The sequence below is a fragment of the Geodermatophilus sp. URMC 60 genome (assembly GCF_053502585.1).
This window is the reverse complement of sequence record NZ_CP199958.1, coordinates 1,704,601-1,722,435: the sequence shown is the minus strand read 5'-3', so window position 1 is coordinate 1,722,435 and position 17,835 is coordinate 1,704,601. Positions and strand designations below refer to the sequence as shown.

Here is a 17,835-nt window from a genome sequence, read left to right as displayed (position 1 = left end):
CCGGGACCCCGTGGCTCAGGGGACCGGGGACGGCGCGGCGGCCTCCAGCGGCGCGGGCCGGTCGCCCTCCCCCGTCCGGACCCGTCGTCGGGTGGGGAGCAGGCCCACGACGTACACGACCGACGTGCTCAGGACCAGCAGCTCGCCGCCGTCCTCCAGGGTGCCGAGGACGTCGCCGAACCAGCTGTCGAGGAACAGCACGTGCGCCTGGTCCAGGACGGCACCGAAGAACACGTAGGCCGCGATCAGGCCGGCCATGCCGAGGCTCGCCCGGCGGTTCCAGGCGTCGCCGCGCCGGTGCAGCAGCACGGCCGCGGCCACGGGGACGGCGGCGAGCAGGCCCCACACGAGCAGCTCGCCCAGGTCGCTGGCGCGCAGGCCCAGGAACCCGTCCGGGGGGAACCAGAGCCGCGCGGCCAGCCGGTCGGCGAGCCACGCCCCCTGGTTCTCGTGCAGCCGCAGGAAGTCGTCGGCGAGGGCGCTGAGGAAGAGGACGGCGTAGGCGGCCCACACCAGGTGCCGGGTGGCCCAGCACAGTGCCAGGAGGAGGACCGCCAGGGCGCCCTGCTGGACGTAGCCGACGTACTCGGCCCAGCCGCCGTCGGTCTCCAGCAACCACGGGTCGGTGGAGCTCGGGCCGGCCGTGACGAGGCGGACGACGGAGGCGACGACGAGCGCCAGGTCGACCGCAACGAGCACCCCCAGCAACGGGACCGGGCCCATCGACGCGATGCGCGCGCGCACCGTCGGCCGGGTCGTCGTGTCCGTGGTCATGGCACCCCTCCTGGCCGGCCCCGCGGTGGGATCCGGTCCCGACCAGTCCACCGGCAGACCGGCGGTCCCTCAACGGTCCGGCGGCCGCGCTGCCCCCAAGGGGTCAGCCGGCGGGTCGGCCGGCCGTGGACTCGAGGAAGGTCAGCAGACCGGGCAGGTCGTACGTGCTGGGGTCACCGTGCTCCCCCGCGGCCGGGACGACGACCGCGCTGCCGCCGTCGGCGACGACCTGGGCCGCGCAGACGTCGGCGTTGCGGTCGCGGTCCACCGTCGTGTCATCCGCGGACGCCCAGAACCGCACGGGCACCGCGGCGTCGAGACGGACCGGGGAGAGCTCCGCGAGGGCGTCGTCCACGGTGGACCCGTAGGCCGCCTCGATCGAGTCCGCGTAGTCGTCGTGGACCGAGCTCAGGTCGCACAGCGGGGAGATGCCGGCGTAGGCACGCAGCCCCGCGATGCGCCGCCCGCTCACCAGGCGGGCGCCGGCCAGCCCGCCCATCGACTCGGACACCAGGTAGACGTCGGTCGCACCGACCAGGTCGGTGACGGCGGCGGCCAGGGCCGCGTGGGCGTCCACGCTGGCCGCGTCGCCCCAGGCGTCCCCGGCGGCGTCACTGGCGGCCACCGCGTACCCCGTTGCGACGAGCCCGTCGGCGAGCGCGCCGAAGGCCTCGTCGTTGAGCACCGCCGTGGCCCGGGCCTCGAGGCCGTGCGCGTAGACGACCACCCGGCCGTTGGGCTGCTCCGGCAGGCGGACCACCGCGGCCTCGCCCGCGACCGAGACCTCGTGGGTCCCCGGGCCGAGGTCGGGCAGCGGGGAGGGCAGGGTGGTCGTGGCGGTCGGGGCGGTGGTGGAGGTCGGGGCGGTGGTGGAGGGCGCGCCGGCCACCGGCGCTGTGCCGGCCGGGCCTCCTGCCGGTCCCGCACAGGCGGCCAGCACCACCACGAGCGCGGCGCAGCCGCCGGCCGACCACCGCGTCGAGCGGCCGGCCCGGCGCGGACGCCCGACCACCCGGGTCACCGGGCCGGGCCGGGGTCCACGGCGCGCATCCGCCAGCGGTACCGGCCGAGCTTCGCCAGCAGGTGCGGTGCGCCGTCGCCCGGGGCGACGTAGGCGCGGGGCAGGGTGAAGCGGTCGCCGGGCAGGTGGTCACCGGTGACGCAGGCGTGGTCGTAGCCGGCTGCGCGGACCGCGTCGGCCGCGGCGGCGTCGAACCGCCCCCACGGGTAGCAGAAGCCGGGCACGTCGGCCTGCAGGACGTCCTCGAGCACCCGGCGGCTCTCCCCCACCTCGTGCGCCAGGGTCGCGGGATCGGCGCCGCGCAGGTCGGCGTGGGTGAGGGTGTGGCTGCCCACCTCGTGTCCGGCCGCGGCCACGGCCCGCACCCCGTCCGCGTCCAGCAGGTCCAGCCGCGGGCCGTCGTCCCAGTCGTTCCGGCCGCCCAGCAGCCCGGCGACGACGTACAGCGAGGCGGTCATCCCGTGCCGTGCGAGGACGGGGAGCGCGTGCTCGACGAAGTCGGCGTAGCCGTCGTCGAAGGTGAGCCCCACCAGACCGGCCGCGGTGCCCCGCTCCCGGGCGGCGAGCAGTTCGGCCAGCGAGACGCCCCGCAGCCCGAGCCTGCGCAGCAGGCGCAGGTGGCGGTCCAGCCGCTCCGGGAACACCCGGACCCGGTGCGGGTCGGGCTGCGCCGACGGGCTCACCGAGTGGTACATGAGCACGGGCGGGATCCGCACCGGCCGACGGCCGGCGGCGTCGAGCTCCTCGGCCGTCCCCGCCGGGACGCTCACCGGTGGCCGTCCCCGGTCAGCGCCGGGCGTGGCAGGCGGGTCTCGCGGGCCGCGCCGCCCTCGAGCGCGACCAGCGCCCGGCGCAGCGCCGTGCTCGACGTGTGCACCGTGTAGGGGAAGTAGCGGACCTCGACGCCGACGGCGGCGAAGTCCCGCTCCAGGCGCAGGCCCTTCTCCGTGCCGCGCCAGTCGTCGCCCTTGAAGATCACGTCGAAGCCGACCTCGCGCCAGGTGTCGATCTTGTCCGGGACCACCTCGGCGTGGACCTCGTCGACCACGCGCAGGCTGCGCACGATCTCCATCCGCTCGGCCAGCGGGATCACCGGCGCCCGGCCCTTGGTCAGCACGAGCACCTCGTCGGAGACCACTCCGGCGATGAGGTGGTCGCACTGCTCGGCGGCGTGCCGGAGCAGGTTGAGGTGGCCGATGTGGAACAGGTCGTACGCGCCCGGCGCGTAGCCGACGACGGTCATGTGGATTCCCCCGGTGTGGTGCTGCGATGCGGTTCGCCCAGTTGACCGGCGGCGATGACGGTGCGTCATCACCCCGAGGGGCCGTTCACCCCATCCGACGTCCCCCGGCCGGGTGCCGGCGTCACGGTGCGTGGGTGGGCTCCAGCAGGGCGCCGAGGAGGCCGCGCACGGCCTCGCCGATCTGGTCCACCACCCGGCCGGCCACGGCCGCGTCGCGGCCGTAGGGGTCCTCGACGTCCTCGCCGCCGACCGGGGGCCGCGCGGCGCGGCGGGCGGCCAGGAACGGAGGCAGGGCGCGCAGCCGATCCGCGGCGCCGGCACCGGGCACGGCCGTCCCCGAGGTCGCGAGCAGCCGGGCCAGCTGCCGGAGCAGGAAGGTGCGCCGGACCGCCGCCGGATCCACCGCGACGACCGCGGAGCGCTGAGCCGCGCTCATCACCACGACCAGGTCGGCTCCCCGCAGCGCGGCGCGGTCGAGCTGCCGGGCGCGCGTGGGTCGTACGTCGACACCGCGCTCCCGCAGCGCGGCAGCCACCAGGGGGTCGATCGGCTCACCCACCAGGGCGTGGGTCCCGGCGCTGCTGACCGGAACGCCCGTCCCGGCCAGCCCGGCGCGCAGCAGGTGCTCGGCGGCCGGGGAGCGGCACACGTTGCCCCGGCACACGACCAGCAGCCCGCTCACGGGCGGAGGCCGCTCGGCAGCCGGGCGGCCGTCACCGGCCGCGGGCACCCGCGACGGCCCGCTCGCCGGGGACCGGGTGGCCCCTGTCGACGGCCGGCGCCGTCCTGCGTCCGCGGACGTCAGCGGCGGGGGCCGCCGAGCCGTAGCTCCCGTAGCCGTACACCTGCTTGCCCGCGACGAGCCGGTTGACCACGACACCGAGCAGCCGTGTCTGCACCGCGGCCAGCTGGCGCAGGGCCTCGACGAGCTGGTGCCGCCGCACGCGCCGGCTGTCGACGACGACCACCGTGCCGCGGGTGCACCTGGACAGCAGCAGCGCGTCGGTCACGGGCAGCACCGGGGCGGAGTCGACCACGACGACGTCGTAGCGGCCTTCGAGGTCGGCCATGAGCTCGCGCATGCGCGGCGAGTCCAGCAGCTGCGCGGGGTTGGGCGGCACCGCACCGGAGGTGAGGACCGTCAGGCCGCTGTCCCCCCACGGCTGGACGACGTCCTCGACGTCGGCCCGCCCCACGAGCACGGTCGACAGGCCGGCCGCGCCCTCCAGACCCAGCCGCTCCGCGACGGCGGGCCTGCGGAGGTCGGCGTCGACGAGGAGGACGCGGTCGCACACCTCGGACCAGGCCAGTGCCAGGTTGACCGCCACCGTCGACTTGCCCTCCCCCGGCAGCGCCGAGGTGACGGCCACGCTGAACGGCTCGCCCTCGGCGCGGGAGAAGTCGAGGTTCGTCCGGAGCTGCCGGAACAACTCCGCCTGCGGGCTGTGGGGGGCGTCGGCCACGACCAGGTCGGGAACCCTCGCGCCTGCTGAGGCGAGGCGACCCAGCACCGGCGCATCGGTCAGCGCCTCGACCCGGTGGACGTCGCGCACGCGGGTGTCGAGCGCCTCGCGTGCGAGCGCGTACAGCACCCCGAGCGCCAGCCCCGCGAGGAGGCCGGCCGCCAGGTTCACCCGGGTGTCGGGCGAGGACGCCGACTCCGGCGCGGCAGCCGGGGTCACCGTCGTCGCGCGCACCGTGGCCCGGCCCTCGGTGTCGGCCGGTGCGACGTCGTCGACCACCTCGATCAGCTGCGCGGCGACGGCGTTGGCGACGTCGGCTGCCAGCTCCGGGGACCGGTCGGTGACCGTCACCTCCAGGAACACCGTCCCGTTGGGGGTCACGGCCTCGACTCGGCCGGCCAGGTCCGGGACGTCGATCCTCAGGTCGAGCTCGTCGATCACCGGCTCGAGGACCGCGGGGGTCGTGACCAGGGTGGCGAAGGACGCCATCTGGTCCCGGGTGAAGTTGCCGCCCTCCACGAGGTCACCGGCCGAGCTGGCGTTCTGCATCGAGAAGAACAGACCGGCGGTCGCGGTGTAGCCCGGCGTGGCCAGCAGGCTCGCGGTCAGCGCGCCCGTGCCGCACACCAGGACGGCGACGACCATCGCGACCACGTGCCTGCGAAGGACCTCCAGCACGCCACGAACGCCCACGATCGAGCCTCCCCCCATGGTGACCACGGCGGTCACGAACTGTTCTTGAACGTAGCCGCCATCCCCGCGCTGACCAGGGGGTTCTCACCCGTGGGGGTGACGGACGGCCACGCTCCCCCGGGCGGCGTCGCGGCGGAGCGACGCTCCAGGGCCTGGCTGGCGACGGCCAGACCGGCCACGAACCACAGCCACCCCGAGTACTGGGTGATCAGCGCGACGGTCGCCACGGCCGGCAGCTGGGCCACGAGCGCCACCGTCGGGGCCGTGGCGCGGCCGCGCAGCAGCGCGCCGACCGCCAGGACCACCCCCACCAGGACGCACAGCAGGGACATCCAGCCGTGGTTGAGCGCGAGGAGCACCAGCGCACTGTCGATCGACCGGAACTCGCCGAAGAAGGCACGCCCGCTGGGGGTCACGTGGTAGCTCGGCGCCAGCCCCAGCAGCTGCACGTCGTCGAGCAGGGCGAGCAGGTCACCGCGGTAGGCCGCGCTGGCCGACGCCTCGTCCCCGGCGGCGGCGAACACGCGGGACACCACCGGCGCCACCACCGCTGCGGTGACGACCAGGCCGCCGGTCAACCACCAGCGCAGCCGGGCCGGGAGGTCCACACCGGGCAACAGCAGCAGGGCGAGCACCAGGCCGAGGACCGCCGTCCCCACACCGATCCGGCTCAGGGTCACCGCGCAGGCCAGGAGGACGACAGTGGCCGTGGCCACCCTCACCGGCGGCCGGAACGGGGCCACCAGCGTGAGCGGCAGGGCCAGCGCGAGGCTCCCGCCGAGGGCGATGGAGTGCCCGAAGGCCCCCTCGGCCCGGGCCTGGCCGCCACGCTCCTGGATCGTGGCCCAGGAGTCGTACAGCCCGCCCGAGCCGGGTACCGAGAGGAAGGGGTTCCAGCCGGTGGCCCACTCGAGGAGCGCCAGGACCGCCACGCAGGTGAAGGCGACCGTCACCGCCCCGTAGACCCACCGCAGGGGCACCCGGTGGGGAACGAGCCGGCCGAGGAGATACGCCCCGATCCACTGGGCGCCGAGGACGACGACGTTCGAGAGGGTCGAGCGGCCGAGCACCGCCGGCACCAGCGCGGAGACGAGGAGGGCGGCGACGACCAGATCGGCGACCGTGAGCCGGACCGGGACCCCACCGCGCAGCGGCAGGAACGCGGCGAGCACCCCGAGGCCGACGACGACCTGCGGCTCCAGGGGGACACCTGCCCCCGAGCCCAGCCACACCGGGACGGCGCAGACCGTGACGAGCCACGCGGCGAGGGCCAGCCGTGGCGCCCGGCGAGCCACCACCAGGCAGAGCATCCCGCCGGCCGCGGCGGCTGCGAGGACGACGAGTGTGTCGATCAGCTGACCCGGCACGTCGAAGCCCTCCTCCTCGTGGACCGGCCCACGGGCACGGCGGGCCGGCCCACTCTCCCCTGGGCGGCACCCGGGGGCACGGCGCGTCCGGCCACGGTCACCCCGCGGGGTGAGCCGGCGGCCGGTCCTCGGTGACGCCCGGGCGCCGGACGCCGGCGCGCACCGCTCGGACGACGTCCACGACGTCCCGCCGGACGGGGCGGACGACCGCGGCGAGCAGCAGGTAGCCGAGCGCCGCCGCGGCCACGGCGGCGACCAGGGCGAGCAACGGGGCCGAGTCCCCGACCGCCCGGGCCGCCGCGTACCCGGACGCGCCGACGACGGATGCGAGCCCGAGGACGCGCAGGGCTCCGGTGACCAGCTGGCGCAGCGGGAGGGGTGCCAGGCGGGAGAGCCACCACAGCGACACCGGCCAGGTCAGGGCCGGGGCGAGCGCGAACCCGGCCGCCACGCCCACCACCCCGTACCCGCTGCCGACCACGATGCAGACCAGCCGGACGGCGGTCTCGAACAACGAGTAGCGGATCAGCGACCGGGTCAGCCCGCGGGAGAGGTAGACCCAGTAGCCGACGAAGGCCAGCATCTGGCAGGCGCCCCCGACGGCCATGAGGCGCAGGACCGGCGCCACCCCCTGCCACTGGTCCCCGAGGAACACGGCCGTGATCGGCTCCGCCGCCCCCACGACCAGTCCCAGGCCGGCGACCACGGAGTAGCCGAGGACCTGCTGGCCGCGCCGCACGTAGGCCGCCCACCGCTGCTCGTCGTCCTGCACCCGCGACAGCACCGGCAGGGCGACCTGGGTCATGGGCGCGCGCACCTGCCCCAGCGGGACCATGAGCAGCTGGTACGCCCGGTTGTACAGACCCAGCGCGGCGGCTCCCGACCGGGTGCCGATGAGCAGCGAGTCGGCGTTGCGGCTGGCGTAGCCGAGCAGCTCGATGCCCACCATGTGCCAGCCGAAGCGCAGCAGGCCGTCCATCGGCGTGCGCCGGTCCGGCCGCCGGGGCACCCAGCGCCCCGCGGCGACGACCATGACGGTCATGACGAGGTACTGCGTCAGCTGCTGGCCGACCAGCGCCCAGTACCCGGCGCCCATGGATGCCAGACCCAGCCCGGCGAGCAGCCCGGCCGCCGGGGACGACACGTCGACGACGGCGAGGCGGCCGAAGCGCAGCCGCCGGGTGAGGTCGGCGCGGTACTGGGTGGCGACGCCGTTCAGCAGGAAGACCGCGGCCAGCGCCTGCGTCATGGCGCCGAGCTCGGGCCGGCCGTAGACGGCCTGGACCAGCGGGGCGGCGGCGACGGCGAGCACGCTCAGCAGGAGCCCGGTCCCGGTGTTGACCCAGAAGAGGTTGCTGCGCTGCTGCGCGGAGAGGCTCCGCGCCTGCACGGCTGCCGTCGACAGGCCCAGGTCCCGGAACACGTCGGCGACCCCGATGACCGCCATCACCATCGCCAGCAGGCCGTAGTCGGTCGGCCCGAGCAGCCGGGAGAGCAGGACGACGGAGAGGACCTGCACGCCGATCCGCAGTCCCTGTCCCGCGAGCGCGACGAGGACGCCCCGGGCCGCGCGACGCCCGAGCGCCTGACCGTCGGCCGCGCCGTCGCTGGGGGGCGCGGGGACGGCCGTCCCGGCGCTCACCGGCCCGGTCCCGGTCGACCCGGACGGGAACGGACGTGACCTGGCATCGGACTCTCTCGGTCGGAGGGCCCCCGGACCACGGGGCCCGGGGATCAGACCACGGAGCCGCCGTCCGCCGGCTCCGGTCACCGGCGGACATCACCAGGATGGGCGAGGCCCCGCCGCCGCCCGCCGGGCAGAGTGGTCCCGTCGCCGGCGCCCACCAGGAGGACCGGCCCGACGACCCAGGAGGTCGCTGCGTGCGCTCACGACGGCGGAACGGGGAACTCGTGGTGCTGCAGTCGTTCCCGCGCCCACGGCCGACGACCAACCCGTACCTGGTCATGCTCGGCCGCAGCCTCGCCGAGCTGCCCGACGTCAGGGTCCTGACCTTCTCCTGGCGGCGAGCACTGCGGGGCGGCTACTCCGTCTTCCACGCGCACTGGCCGGAGATCCTGGTGTCCGGGAACGGTCCGCTGAAGAAGGTGGTGCGCCAGCTGCTGTTCGTGGCCCTGCTGCTGCGCCTGCGGGCGACCCGCACGCCGCTGGTGCGCACGGCGCACAACCTGGAGCTGCCCAGCGGCATCTCCCGCCGGGAGGTGGCGCTCCTGCGCTGGGCCGAGCGGTGGACGACGCTGCGCATCCGGCTCAACGAGCAGACGCCGGTGCCCGCCGGCACGCCGGCCGAGACCGTCGTCCACGGGCACTACCGCGACTGGTTCGCCGCCCATCCCCGCGCCGCCGCGCGGCCGGGGCGGCTGGCCTTCGTCGGGCTGCTGCGCCGGTACAAGGGCGTCGACCGGCTGGTCGCCGCCTTCGGCGGGACGGCCGGACGGACGCCGGACGGACTGGAGCTGCGCGTGGCCGGGAGTCCCTCCACCCCGGAGCTGGGTGCCGAGCTGACCGCCGCCGCGACCGCCGACCCCCGGGTCTCGGTGGCGCTGGGCTTCCTGGCCGACGCCGACCTGGTGACCGAGCTGACCTCGGCCGAGCTGGTCGTCCTCCCCTACCGCGAGATGCACAATTCCGGAGCGACCCTCGCCGCGCTCTCCCTCGAGCGACCCGTGCTCGTCCCCGACAACCCGGTCAACGAACGGCTGGCCGAGGAGGTCGGCCCCGGATGGGTGCACCGGTACTCCGGCGAGCTCACCGCCGACCACCTGCTGGACGCGGTGGCCGCGCTGCGGGCGGCACCGCCCACGACGCCGCCGGACCTGAGCCGGCGCGACTGGGACCGGGTGGGCGACGCGCACGCGGCCGCCTACCGGCGGGCGCTGCGGATCCTCCGCGGCTGAGGGGTGTCGGGTGGCCGGCGGCAGGTGGGACCGCCGGCTGAATCCGGTCACGATCCTCCGTGCTGCGCACCGGCTGCGCTGGCGGCCGGTGCCGCACGACCCCCGCGGGATCTCCCGTCGAGCCGACCTCACCCGGTGAGCAGGGCCTCCCGCACCAGCCGCCCGCCGGCCACCACATCGCGCAGCGAGCGGGCCGCGAGGCCGCGCTCGGCGTAACCGTCGAGCACCTCCGCGATCAGCGCGCCGCGGTCGAGCACCGGCGCCGGGCCGTCGTCCACGAGGTCACCCGGTCCGGGGAAGCCGTCGTGCGCCAGCACGATGGCCCCCCGCTGCAGCCCGAGGCGGGACCGGGCCAGCCGCTGCTCCCACGGCACGTCCTTCCAGTCCCACGTCGACGGCCCCCAGAGAACCGGCTGGAGCCCGGCCCGGGTGACCGCCCGCCAGGTGCCCAGGGTCTGCCGGCCGTAGGGCGGGCGGTGCCACCAGACCGGCTGGCCGACGGCGTCCTCGAGCTCGGCCCGCGCCGACCGGGTCAGCCGCTCGACCTCCGCGACGGGGAGCGCGGGCAACGGGCGGTGGTCCGCCCCGTGCAGGGCGACCTCGTGCCCGGCGGCGACCACCTCGTCCAGCAGGCCCCGGTGGCGGCGGACCCGGGTGAGAAGCACGAAGAAGGTGGCGGTCGCGCCGGCATCGGCCAGCGCGACCAGGACCCGATCGGTGCCGCCGGGCTCCGGGCCGTCGTCGAAGGTCAGGGCGACCTGCGGCGCCGAGGTGCGGACGGCGACGACCGAGCCCGCCAGCGGGGCTGCGGCCCGGCGGACGGCCCGCACCCCGACGCGCCGTCCGCGCGCCATGCCGCTGCCCAGCACGCTCACGCCGGCGACCCCGTCCGGCCGGCCAGCCGCCAGCGGCGCCCGCTGCGGGCGTACTCCTCGTAGACGACCCCGACAGCGCCGCAGACCATGCCCGCGCCGCGGCTCACCGCGCGCAGCCCGCGGGCCTGGTGCCGGAGGGAGCCGGTGACGAGACCGAGCGCCCACCGCGCCGCCCCGCCGGTCAACCGGAGCAGCCCCCCGACGACGCGGCGGGCGCGCACGGTCAGCCGCGGCAGGACCCCGTCCGTGAGCCGCAGCTCCACGAGCACCGTCGCGTTGCCGTGGCTCCAGGCGCGGGTGAGGAGCCAGCGACGGGTCAGCCGCTCGACGGGTACCTGGTCGACCACCGCGGACTCGGCGCACCACACGATGCGCCCGCCGGCGCGGACCAGCGAGCGGCTGAAGAGCGTGTCCTCCCCTCCGCCCAGGCCGAGGGCCGACTCGAAGCGCGCACCCAGCGCGCGCACCTGATCGAGGTCGAGCAGAAGGTTGCCGGTGGCGGCGGTGTCGATCGCGGTACCGCTCGGGTGGTCGGGCCGGACCCAGAACGCGCCCGCCCGGAGCCACGGACTGGGCTCGCGGGCGAACTCGACGAGCACCCGGCCCGAGACCGCAGCGGCGCCGGTGGCCGCCCAGGTGTCGAGCAGCGCGGCCAGCCAGCGGTCGTCGGGCCGCTCGTCGTCGTCGATGAAGGCCAGGAGCCGGCTGGCGGAGGCCTCGTCCATCGCCCGGTTGCGGACGGCAGCGATGCCGGGGCGCGGCTCCACGGCGTAGCGGATCCCCGGGCCTGCGGCGGTGCCGACCACGCGCGCGGCGCTCGCGCCGGGGTCGTTGTCCACGACGAGGACGTCGACCACGTACCGCCCACAGGATGCCGTGGTCACCTCCTCCGCCTGCGCGCGGAGCAGGGGCAGCAGGACGTGCAGGCGGTCCGTGCGACGGAACGTCGGTACCGCCACGGTGACCCGCACCGTCCCCGCCGCGATCCCGACCTGGGTCTCCTCGGACAACGTCACGCGGTCCGCCTCTCCTCGGACGGCCCGGTGAGGCTGGTGACGACCCCGACCAGGCCGTCGCGGTAGCGCTGCGGCGCGTGCCGCCGTCGGGCGTCCGCCGCGTCGGCGAACGCGAGCGCGCGGACCCGCGGCCAGTCGGTCAGCACCGCCTCGACGGCGTCGGCCCAGGCCTGGGGCAGGCCGGGCTCGACGACCCGGGGACTGCGGTAGCCCGCGACCGCCTCGCGCAGCCCGCTCGAGTCGCTCACCAGCACCGGCCGAGCGGCCAGCACCGCCTCGACGGTGGTGTTGCCGAACGACTCCTCGGCCACGGAGGGCACGAGCACGACGTCGGCCGCGGCGAGGGCGGACCCGACGTCGGACCGGAAGCCGTGGAAGCGGACCCGGCCCGACAGCCCGGTGGCGGTCACCTGCTGGCGCAGTTCGGCCTCGAACCACTCGTAGCCGGGGAACACCGACCCGACCAGGTCCAGCCGGGCGTCGACCCCGCGCGCGACCAGCTCGCCGAGGGCGGCCACGGCGACCTGGGGTCCCTTGCGCGGCGAGAGCCGGCCGACGAACAGCAGCCGCACCGGATCGGTCACCGCCGGCCGCGCTGCTGCCGGTTCGGCCGGCCCACGGACGGCGTTGTGCACCAGGGTGCTGCGGTCGACGACCCCGGGGGCGGCCTCGGCCAGCACGTCCCGGGTGAAGGCGCTGTTGACCACCACGCGCGTGGCCAGGGCCGGGGCGAGCGCCAGGGCGCGGCGCAGCAGGAGGGGCAGGGACCTCTCGGCCTCGTGGACGTGGACGACGCAGGGCCGCCGGGCCAGGCGGGCCAGCAGCGGCCAGGAGGGCAGGGTGACCGTGTTGACGTAGACGCCGGCCGCGCCGGAACGCCGGATCAGGCGGAGGGCGGGGACCACCCCCCGGACCGCGTCCCCGACCAGGAGCACCGCGCCGCGCGGGCGCAGGGCGGCGTTGCGCAGCACCGGCATGGGGCAGTGGACGACGCGCACCCCGAGGGCCTGCAGTTCCGCCACCAGCGGCCCCGGACCGGGCAGGGCCACGGTGACCTCGAAGGGGGTGCGCAGCGCGTCCACCGACTCGAGCAGCATCCGGTCCGCGCCGTAGAGGTCGGCACCGGGATGGACGACGAGCACGGGTGGCCGGCCGCCCGGCGCGGTCCGCCGGAACGCCGCGCGCAGCACCAGCCGGGCGCCGTGGAGCGAACCGCGCACCGCGGCCCACAGGGGCCGGCTGGAGCGCAGCAGCTGGCGCCGGCCGCCTTGGAGCAGGATCTCGCGGCTGACCGCGGGAGTGCGCAGCAGCCAGCCGAGCATCGCCCGCCGCCCGAGGTGACGGGCGGCGAAGGCGAGCCGGTTCCGGCAGTTCCAGTAGTAGTAGAGGTCGGACTTCGCCTCGCCGCGTCGGTGCTGCGTGCCGCCCTCGTCGTGGACCGCGACCAGGTCCTCGCACAGCACGGTGCGGCCGCCCACCAACTGCGCGCGGTAGCTGAGGTCGACGTCCTCCCAGTAGAGGAAGTAGGCGTCGTCGAACCCGCCGAGCCGGTCGAAGAGCTCGCTGTGCACGACCAGGCAGGCGCCCGTCAGCCACTCCCGCACGGAGTCCGGAGCGGAAGGGTCGGTGACCCGCCGACCGGTGCGCCCGTCCCGCAGCCGCAGCCGGGAACCGGCGAACCAGACCCGGCCGTCGGAGTCGACGATGCGCGGGCTCAGCATCGCGAGCGGGTCGGCGAGGCTGCGCTCGGTCAGCCGGTCCACCACGGCGCGCGGCACGACGGCGTCGGGGTTGAGGAACAGGAAGGTGGTGCACCCGCGGGCACGGGCTGCGGCCACGCCGGCGTTGACCCCAGCTCCGAATCCGCCGTTGTCCGGACGGAGGACCAGCTCCCAGCCCTCGTGCCGAGCCAGCTCGGTGACCGCCTGCCGCTCCACGGAGGTGGAGAGGTTGTCCACCACGACCACCGGCAGGCCGGTACGGCCGAGCGGGACGAGGTTGCGGCGCAGCAGCGCCGAGGACCCGTAGTTGACGACCACGACAGCCAGCGGCCCCGCCCACCGCGAGGCGGCGGACGGGGCCACTGCGGCCTCGGCCACGACAGGTGATTCCACGGTCACCCTGGAATGATCACGGCCCGGGTGCGGCGCCGGCACGGCTGTGCCGGCGCCGCTCACCCGAGTTGGGGGTGATCAGTCGACCTGCGGCGCGGTCCCGGCGGGACCGGCCCGCAGGTCGTCGATCCGGAAGACCTGGGTCCGCGTGGCGTTGGCCGCGGTGTAGGTCTCCAGGTACAGCCCACCGGGGGCCTGCAGGGCGGCGGTGCTGTCGGTCGTGGTGACCGTCCAGTCCGCCGGCTCGGCGGTGCCGGCCGTCCACGCCTTGCCCTTCAGCGTGGTCGTCCCGTTCCCGGTCAGCTCCAGCCGGACGCTCAGCGCGGTGCCGGCCGTGTAGGTTCCCGGCAGCCGCACGGTGCGCAGCACGGTCTCGGTCCCGTCGACCATCCGGTCCAGCCGCAGGTCCACCAGCCCGGAGGCCTGGAACCGCAGCGTGGCCCGGTAGTCGCTGGTGCCGATCCGCCGCCCGGCGAGGCTGATGTAGGACCCGCCACCGGTGGCCGCCTGCGGCAGGGTGATGTCGGCCTGGACCGCCACCTCCTGCTGCGAGACCCCCGCCAGCGAGGCCCGCGACTCCCGCCCGGCGCCGCTGGAGATCTGCCCGGCGCCGTCGGCCACCTGCGGGCTGGCCGTGCTGCCACCGATCGTCCAGGCGCCGCCGACCTCGGCGGTGCCCCAGCCGGAGGTCACCGCACGCCCGAAGGAGTCCGCCGCGAACGGCGCACCCTGCGCCGGCGGCTCCTCGGCCGGCGGCTGCGGCGCGGTCACCGTGACCGCGCGGGTCACCGTGCCGGTCGCGCCCTTGTCGTCGGTCACCATCAGCTTCACCTGGTAGGTGCCCGCCGCCGCGTAGGTGTGCGTGGCGGTGGCACCGGTGCCGGTGCCGCCGTCGCCGAAGTCCCACGCGTGGGAGGCCACCCGGCCATCGGCATCGGCCGAACCCGAGCCGTCCACCGACACCACCAGGCCGGCCGCGCTCGAGGTGAACCCCGCCGTCGGCGCCACGTTCGCCGGAGGCTCCGGCGCCTCGGGCGTCTGCACCGTGCCCGGTGCGCCGGCCCACAGGTCGTCGATCCGGAAGACCTGGGTCCGCGTGGCGTTGGCCGCGGTGTAGGTCTCCAGGTACAGCCCACCGGGGACCTGCAGGGCGGCGGTGCCGTCGGTGCGGGTCAGCGCCCAGTCCGCCGGCTCGGCGGCACCCTGGGCCCACGCCTTGGCCGCCAGCGTCGTGGTGCCGCTGCCGGTCAGCTCCAGGCGCACGGTCAGCGCGGTGCCGGCCGTGTAGGTGCCCGGCAGCCGGACCGTGCCGAGCACGGTCTCCACACCCTCGACGATCCGGTCCAGCCGCAGGTCCACCAGCCCGGAGGCCTGGAACCGCAGCGTGGCGCGGTAGTCGCTGGTGCCCACCCGGCGGCCGGCGAGGCTGACGTACGTCCCCGAGCCGGTGGGCGCCTGCGGCAGCACGACCTCGGCCTGGACGGCCACGTCCTGCGCGGAGACCCTGGCCAGGGTCGCCCGGGTGCTGCGGCCGGCGGCGCCGGAGAGCTGACCGGCCCCGTCGACCACCTGCGGGCTGGCCGTGCTGCCCCCGATGGTCCACGCCCCGCCGACCTCGGCGGTGCCCCAGCCGGAGGCCACCGCACGCCCGAAGGAGTCCACCGCGAACGGCGCACCCTGCGCCGGCGGCTCCTCGGCCGGCGGCTGCGGCGCGGTCACCGTGACCGCGCGGGTCACCGTGCCGGTCGCGCCCTTGTCGTCGGTCACCGTCAGCTTCACCTGGTAGGTGCCCGCCGCCGCGTAGGTGTGCGTGGCGGTGGCACCGGTGCCGGTGCCGCCGTCGCCGAAGTCCCACGCGTGGGAGGCCACCCGGCCATCGGCATCGGCCGAACCCGAGCCGTCCACCGACACCACCAGGCCGGCCGCGCTCGAGGTGAACGCCGCCGTCGGCGCCGCGTTCACACCCGTGCCGAGGTCGTAGTGACCCCGCACCTGGGCCGCGGTGAGCGCGACCGGGTAGACCGCGACCTCGTCGACGCGCCCGTTCAGGTAGCCCGACCCGGTCCCGCTCCACGGGGTGTCGCCACCGATGCGCCAGTAGCCGTTGTAGACCTGCGCCGACGTGGTGTCGGCACGCGACGCGGCGAGCTGGCCGTCGAGGTAGAGCGCCATGCCGCTCGAGCTCAGGGACGCGACGACGTGGTGCCAGGCACCGTCGTTGTAGGCGCGCGCCGTGCCCACCGTCCGTCCCGAGCCCGGGTAGACCCCGAAGAGGACCTGGCCCTGGGTGTTGATGTGGATCTGCCGGTCGGCCTTGGTGCTGTTCCCGCTGCTGGCGTTGCCGAAGCCGACCATCTTCCCACCTGCGGTCGAGGTCGTCCGGAACCACGCCTCGAGGGTGAAGGTCTGCGGACCGGGGATCGCCGTCCGGGTGGCCAGGTAGCCCGTCGAGGTCCCGTTGAAGGCGAACGCCTTCCCGCCGTCACCGGCGATGGCACCTGCCTGGTTGCGGGTGACCCCTGAGTTGACGGTCACGTCCATGGTGCCGACCCGGTCGTGGGCCAGCGAGCCGGACGTCTCCCCCAGCGACCAGTACGCACCTGCGCCGTCGGCCGAGACGAGGGCGCTGTAGGGCCCGGAGGGGCTGCTGTTGGCGGCGCCCACCGTGGCCGTGACCCAGCCGGAGGACAGCCGGTTGCCCGCCGGGTCGCTCGCGACCACGAGGTAGCGGTGCGTCCCCGCGGAGGCCCCGGTGTCCGTGCAGGAGTAGGTCGGCAGCTGCCACCACGTCGAGGGGCGGACCACCTCGCAGACCGGCGCGGCGGTGTCGCTGTCCCGGTACACCCGGTACGCCAGGTGCTCGTTGTCCCGGTCGGCGACTGCCGGCCACGAGACGCGCACACCACCGGTGACCATCGCGGTGGACGGCGTCCACGTCGTGCTCGTCCGAGGACCGATCTCGTTCGGCGCGAGGGCCGGGACGGCGAAGCGGACCAGGCCCTGCTGCTCGCTGCCGTTGACGCCCGGGAACTCACCGCCGTAGACGACGTACTGGCTGTTGCCCGTCACCGACCAGCCGGCCTGGAACTGACCGGTGTACGTGCCGGAGTAGAAGGTCGGGTACCAGGGCAGCAGCGACGGCGCCGGCTTGCCGGCCAGGCTGGCCACCCGGTTCCCGACCGTCCCGGTCGCGGCCAGGCTCACCGCGGTGCCGAACTGGTTGACCCGGGGGTTCTGCTCGGGGAAGCCGCCGATCGGAGCGCAGTCGTGGGCGTGCGTGGCGTGGTACAGCACCCCGTTCGCCGGGAAGCTGGAGTACGTGTCACCGCGGCAGTCGTTGATCCACTGGACCTGCCCGCCGTTCGCCGTGGCCTTGAACGACCCCTCGAGGTTGCCGGGGCCGCCGAAGTTGTAGGCCGTCCCGTAGACGGAGGCGCCGTCCGTGGACAGGCTGTAGATGGCCGAGTTCCGGCCCTGATTGGTGACGACCTGGTTCACCGCGAACGGTCGGGTGGCGCCGGTGGTGGCGTCCAGCGCGCCGACGCCCACCGCCGCGGTGCCGTTCAGGGTGCCGAAGCGCCCGCCGGCCACCACCTGGGTGCCGTTGCCGGTCACGACGAGGGCCATGACGGACGTGGCGGGCTCCGTGGTGGTGCCGGGCCCGGGCACCGGCGCCCACGGCAGCAGGGTGCCGTTGGCAGCGACCGCGGCCAGGTTCCGGCGCACGTTCGCACCGACGGCGGTGAACCAGCCCCCGGCGAACACCCGGTCGTTGGTGGCGGCGAGGGCCGTCACCTGGCTGTTGAACGCCGGCTTGAAGTCGCTGACCAGCTGCCCGGTCGCCGTGTCGTAGGCGGCGATGTTGGAGCGGGCCTGGCCGTCGGCCGCGGTGAAGTCGCCACCGACGTAGATGCGCGACCCGTCGGGAGAGGCGGTCACCGCCAGCGCCTGGGCGTTGAGGCTCGGCGCGAACGAGTCGACGAGCGCGCCGGTGCGGATGTCGTAGGCGAGCAGGTTGTTCCGGGCCACCTCCCGCGTGCCGGGCGCGGCACCCGCCGGGCGGGCGGTGCTGAAGCTGCCCGCGACGTAGACGGTGTTGCCGACGACGACCTGCGACCACGCGACGCCGTTGATCTGCACGGTGGGCAGCGCGTCGGCGGTCACGGTCGCCGGGGTGGCCGGGTTGGCCGGGTCCAGCGGCGCCGAGTCGGCCTCCGCCGGCGCCGGCATGACGACCCCCACCCCCACCAGGAGGCTGAGCAGGCCGCTCAGGAGGGACTTCCCCCAGGCGGCCAACAGTGAAGACATGCGATGTTCCCCCGCTCGTGCAGCACGACGATCGCCGGTCTCCAC

Annotated in this window: 13 protein-coding genes; 1 reads left to right on the top strand and 12 read right to left on the bottom strand. The window is 75.7% G+C overall.

Annotation, left to right across the window (positions count from 1 at the left end):
• Positions 1-15: 15 nt before the first annotated feature.
• From ACWIX3_RS08295 to ACWIX3_RS08260, 8 genes are all read right to left on the bottom strand, one after another.
• Entirely contained in the window at positions 16-774 is a 759-nt protein-coding gene (locus ACWIX3_RS08295) for a hypothetical protein (protein ID WP_448611596.1), read from the bottom strand.
• Positions 775-877: 103 nt separating this feature from the next.
• Positions 878-1,786 (bottom strand): hypothetical protein, encoded by a 909-nt coding sequence (locus ACWIX3_RS08290; RefSeq protein WP_448611595.1) that lies wholly within the window; start codon positions 1,784-1,786, stop codon positions 878-880.
• A gap of 5 nt (positions 1,787-1,791) precedes the next feature.
• On the bottom strand, positions 1,792-2,565 hold the full coding sequence (locus tag ACWIX3_RS08285; protein WP_448611594.1) for a polysaccharide deacetylase family protein: 774 nt from the start codon (positions 2,563-2,565) through the stop codon (positions 1,792-1,794).
• The gene (locus ACWIX3_RS08280; protein WP_448611593.1) at positions 2,562-3,038 is read right to left on the bottom strand and encodes an adenylyltransferase/cytidyltransferase family protein; all 477 of its coding nucleotides are present in this window, start codon (positions 3,036-3,038) and stop codon (positions 2,562-2,564) included. Before ACWIX3_RS08280 ends, ACWIX3_RS08285 begins: the two co-directional genes overlap by 4 nt.
• 121 nt (positions 3,039-3,159) lie before the next feature.
• Entirely contained in the window at positions 3,160-3,720 is a 561-nt protein-coding gene (locus ACWIX3_RS08275; protein WP_448611592.1) for an arsenate reductase/protein-tyrosine-phosphatase family protein, read from the bottom strand.
• 31 nt (positions 3,721-3,751) lie between these two features.
• Entirely contained in the window at positions 3,752-5,230 is a 1,479-nt protein-coding gene (locus ACWIX3_RS08270; RefSeq protein WP_448611591.1) for a polysaccharide biosynthesis tyrosine autokinase, read from the bottom strand.
• The gene (locus ACWIX3_RS08265) at positions 5,227-6,561 is read right to left on the bottom strand and encodes a hypothetical protein (protein ID WP_448611590.1); all 1,335 of its coding nucleotides are present in this window, start codon (positions 6,559-6,561) and stop codon (positions 5,227-5,229) included. The genes ACWIX3_RS08270 and ACWIX3_RS08265 overlap by 4 nt, the downstream gene beginning before the upstream one ends.
• Before the next feature lie 97 nt (positions 6,562-6,658).
• On the bottom strand, positions 6,659-8,203 hold the full coding sequence (locus ACWIX3_RS08260) for a lipopolysaccharide biosynthesis protein (RefSeq protein WP_448611589.1): 1,545 nt from the start codon (positions 8,201-8,203) through the stop codon (positions 6,659-6,661).
• A 239-nt stretch (positions 8,204-8,442) separates the two neighbouring features.
• On the opposite strand from ACWIX3_RS08260, the gene ACWIX3_RS08255 reads away from it, so the two are divergent.
• Complete coding sequence (locus ACWIX3_RS08255) at positions 8,443-9,477, top strand: glycosyltransferase (RefSeq protein WP_448611588.1); 1,035 nt, start codon at positions 8,443-8,445, stop codon at positions 9,475-9,477.
• Positions 9,478-9,605: 128 nt separating this feature from the next.
• On the opposite strand, the gene ACWIX3_RS08250 is transcribed toward ACWIX3_RS08255, so the two are convergent.
• From ACWIX3_RS08250 to ACWIX3_RS08235, 4 genes are all read right to left on the bottom strand, one after another.
• Positions 9,606-10,352 (bottom strand): polysaccharide deacetylase family protein, encoded by a 747-nt coding sequence (locus ACWIX3_RS08250; protein WP_448611587.1) that lies wholly within the window; start codon positions 10,350-10,352, stop codon positions 9,606-9,608.
• Positions 10,349-11,368 (bottom strand): glycosyltransferase family 2 protein, encoded by a 1,020-nt coding sequence (locus ACWIX3_RS08245; RefSeq protein WP_448611586.1) that lies wholly within the window; start codon positions 11,366-11,368, stop codon positions 10,349-10,351. The genes ACWIX3_RS08250 and ACWIX3_RS08245 overlap by 4 nt, the downstream gene beginning before the upstream one ends.
• Positions 11,365-13,488: a glycosyltransferase gene (locus ACWIX3_RS08240; RefSeq protein WP_448611585.1), complete on the bottom strand. Its 2,124-nt coding sequence runs from the start codon at positions 13,486-13,488 to the stop codon at positions 11,365-11,367. Before ACWIX3_RS08240 ends, ACWIX3_RS08245 begins: the two co-directional genes overlap by 4 nt.
• 72 nt (positions 13,489-13,560) lie before the next feature.
• Positions 13,561-17,790, bottom strand: a complete 4,230-nt coding sequence (locus ACWIX3_RS08235) for a PKD domain-containing protein (RefSeq protein ID WP_448611584.1) — start codon at positions 17,788-17,790, stop codon at positions 13,561-13,563.
• Between the last annotated feature and the right edge of the window lie 45 nt (positions 17,791-17,835).

Excerpts from the sequence above, each read along its gene's own strand:
- ACWIX3_RS08295 (WP_448611596.1), bottom strand. The coding sequence starts at position 774 with ATGACCACGGACACGACGACCCGGCCGACGGTGCGCGCGCGCATCGCG.
- ACWIX3_RS08280 (WP_448611593.1), bottom strand. The coding sequence starts at position 3,038 with ATGACCGTCGTCGGCTACGCGCCGGGCGCGTACGACCTGTTCCACATC.
- ACWIX3_RS08235 (WP_448611584.1), bottom strand. The coding sequence starts at position 17,790 with ATGTCTTCACTGTTGGCCGCCTGGGGGAAGTCCCTCCTGAGCGGCCTG.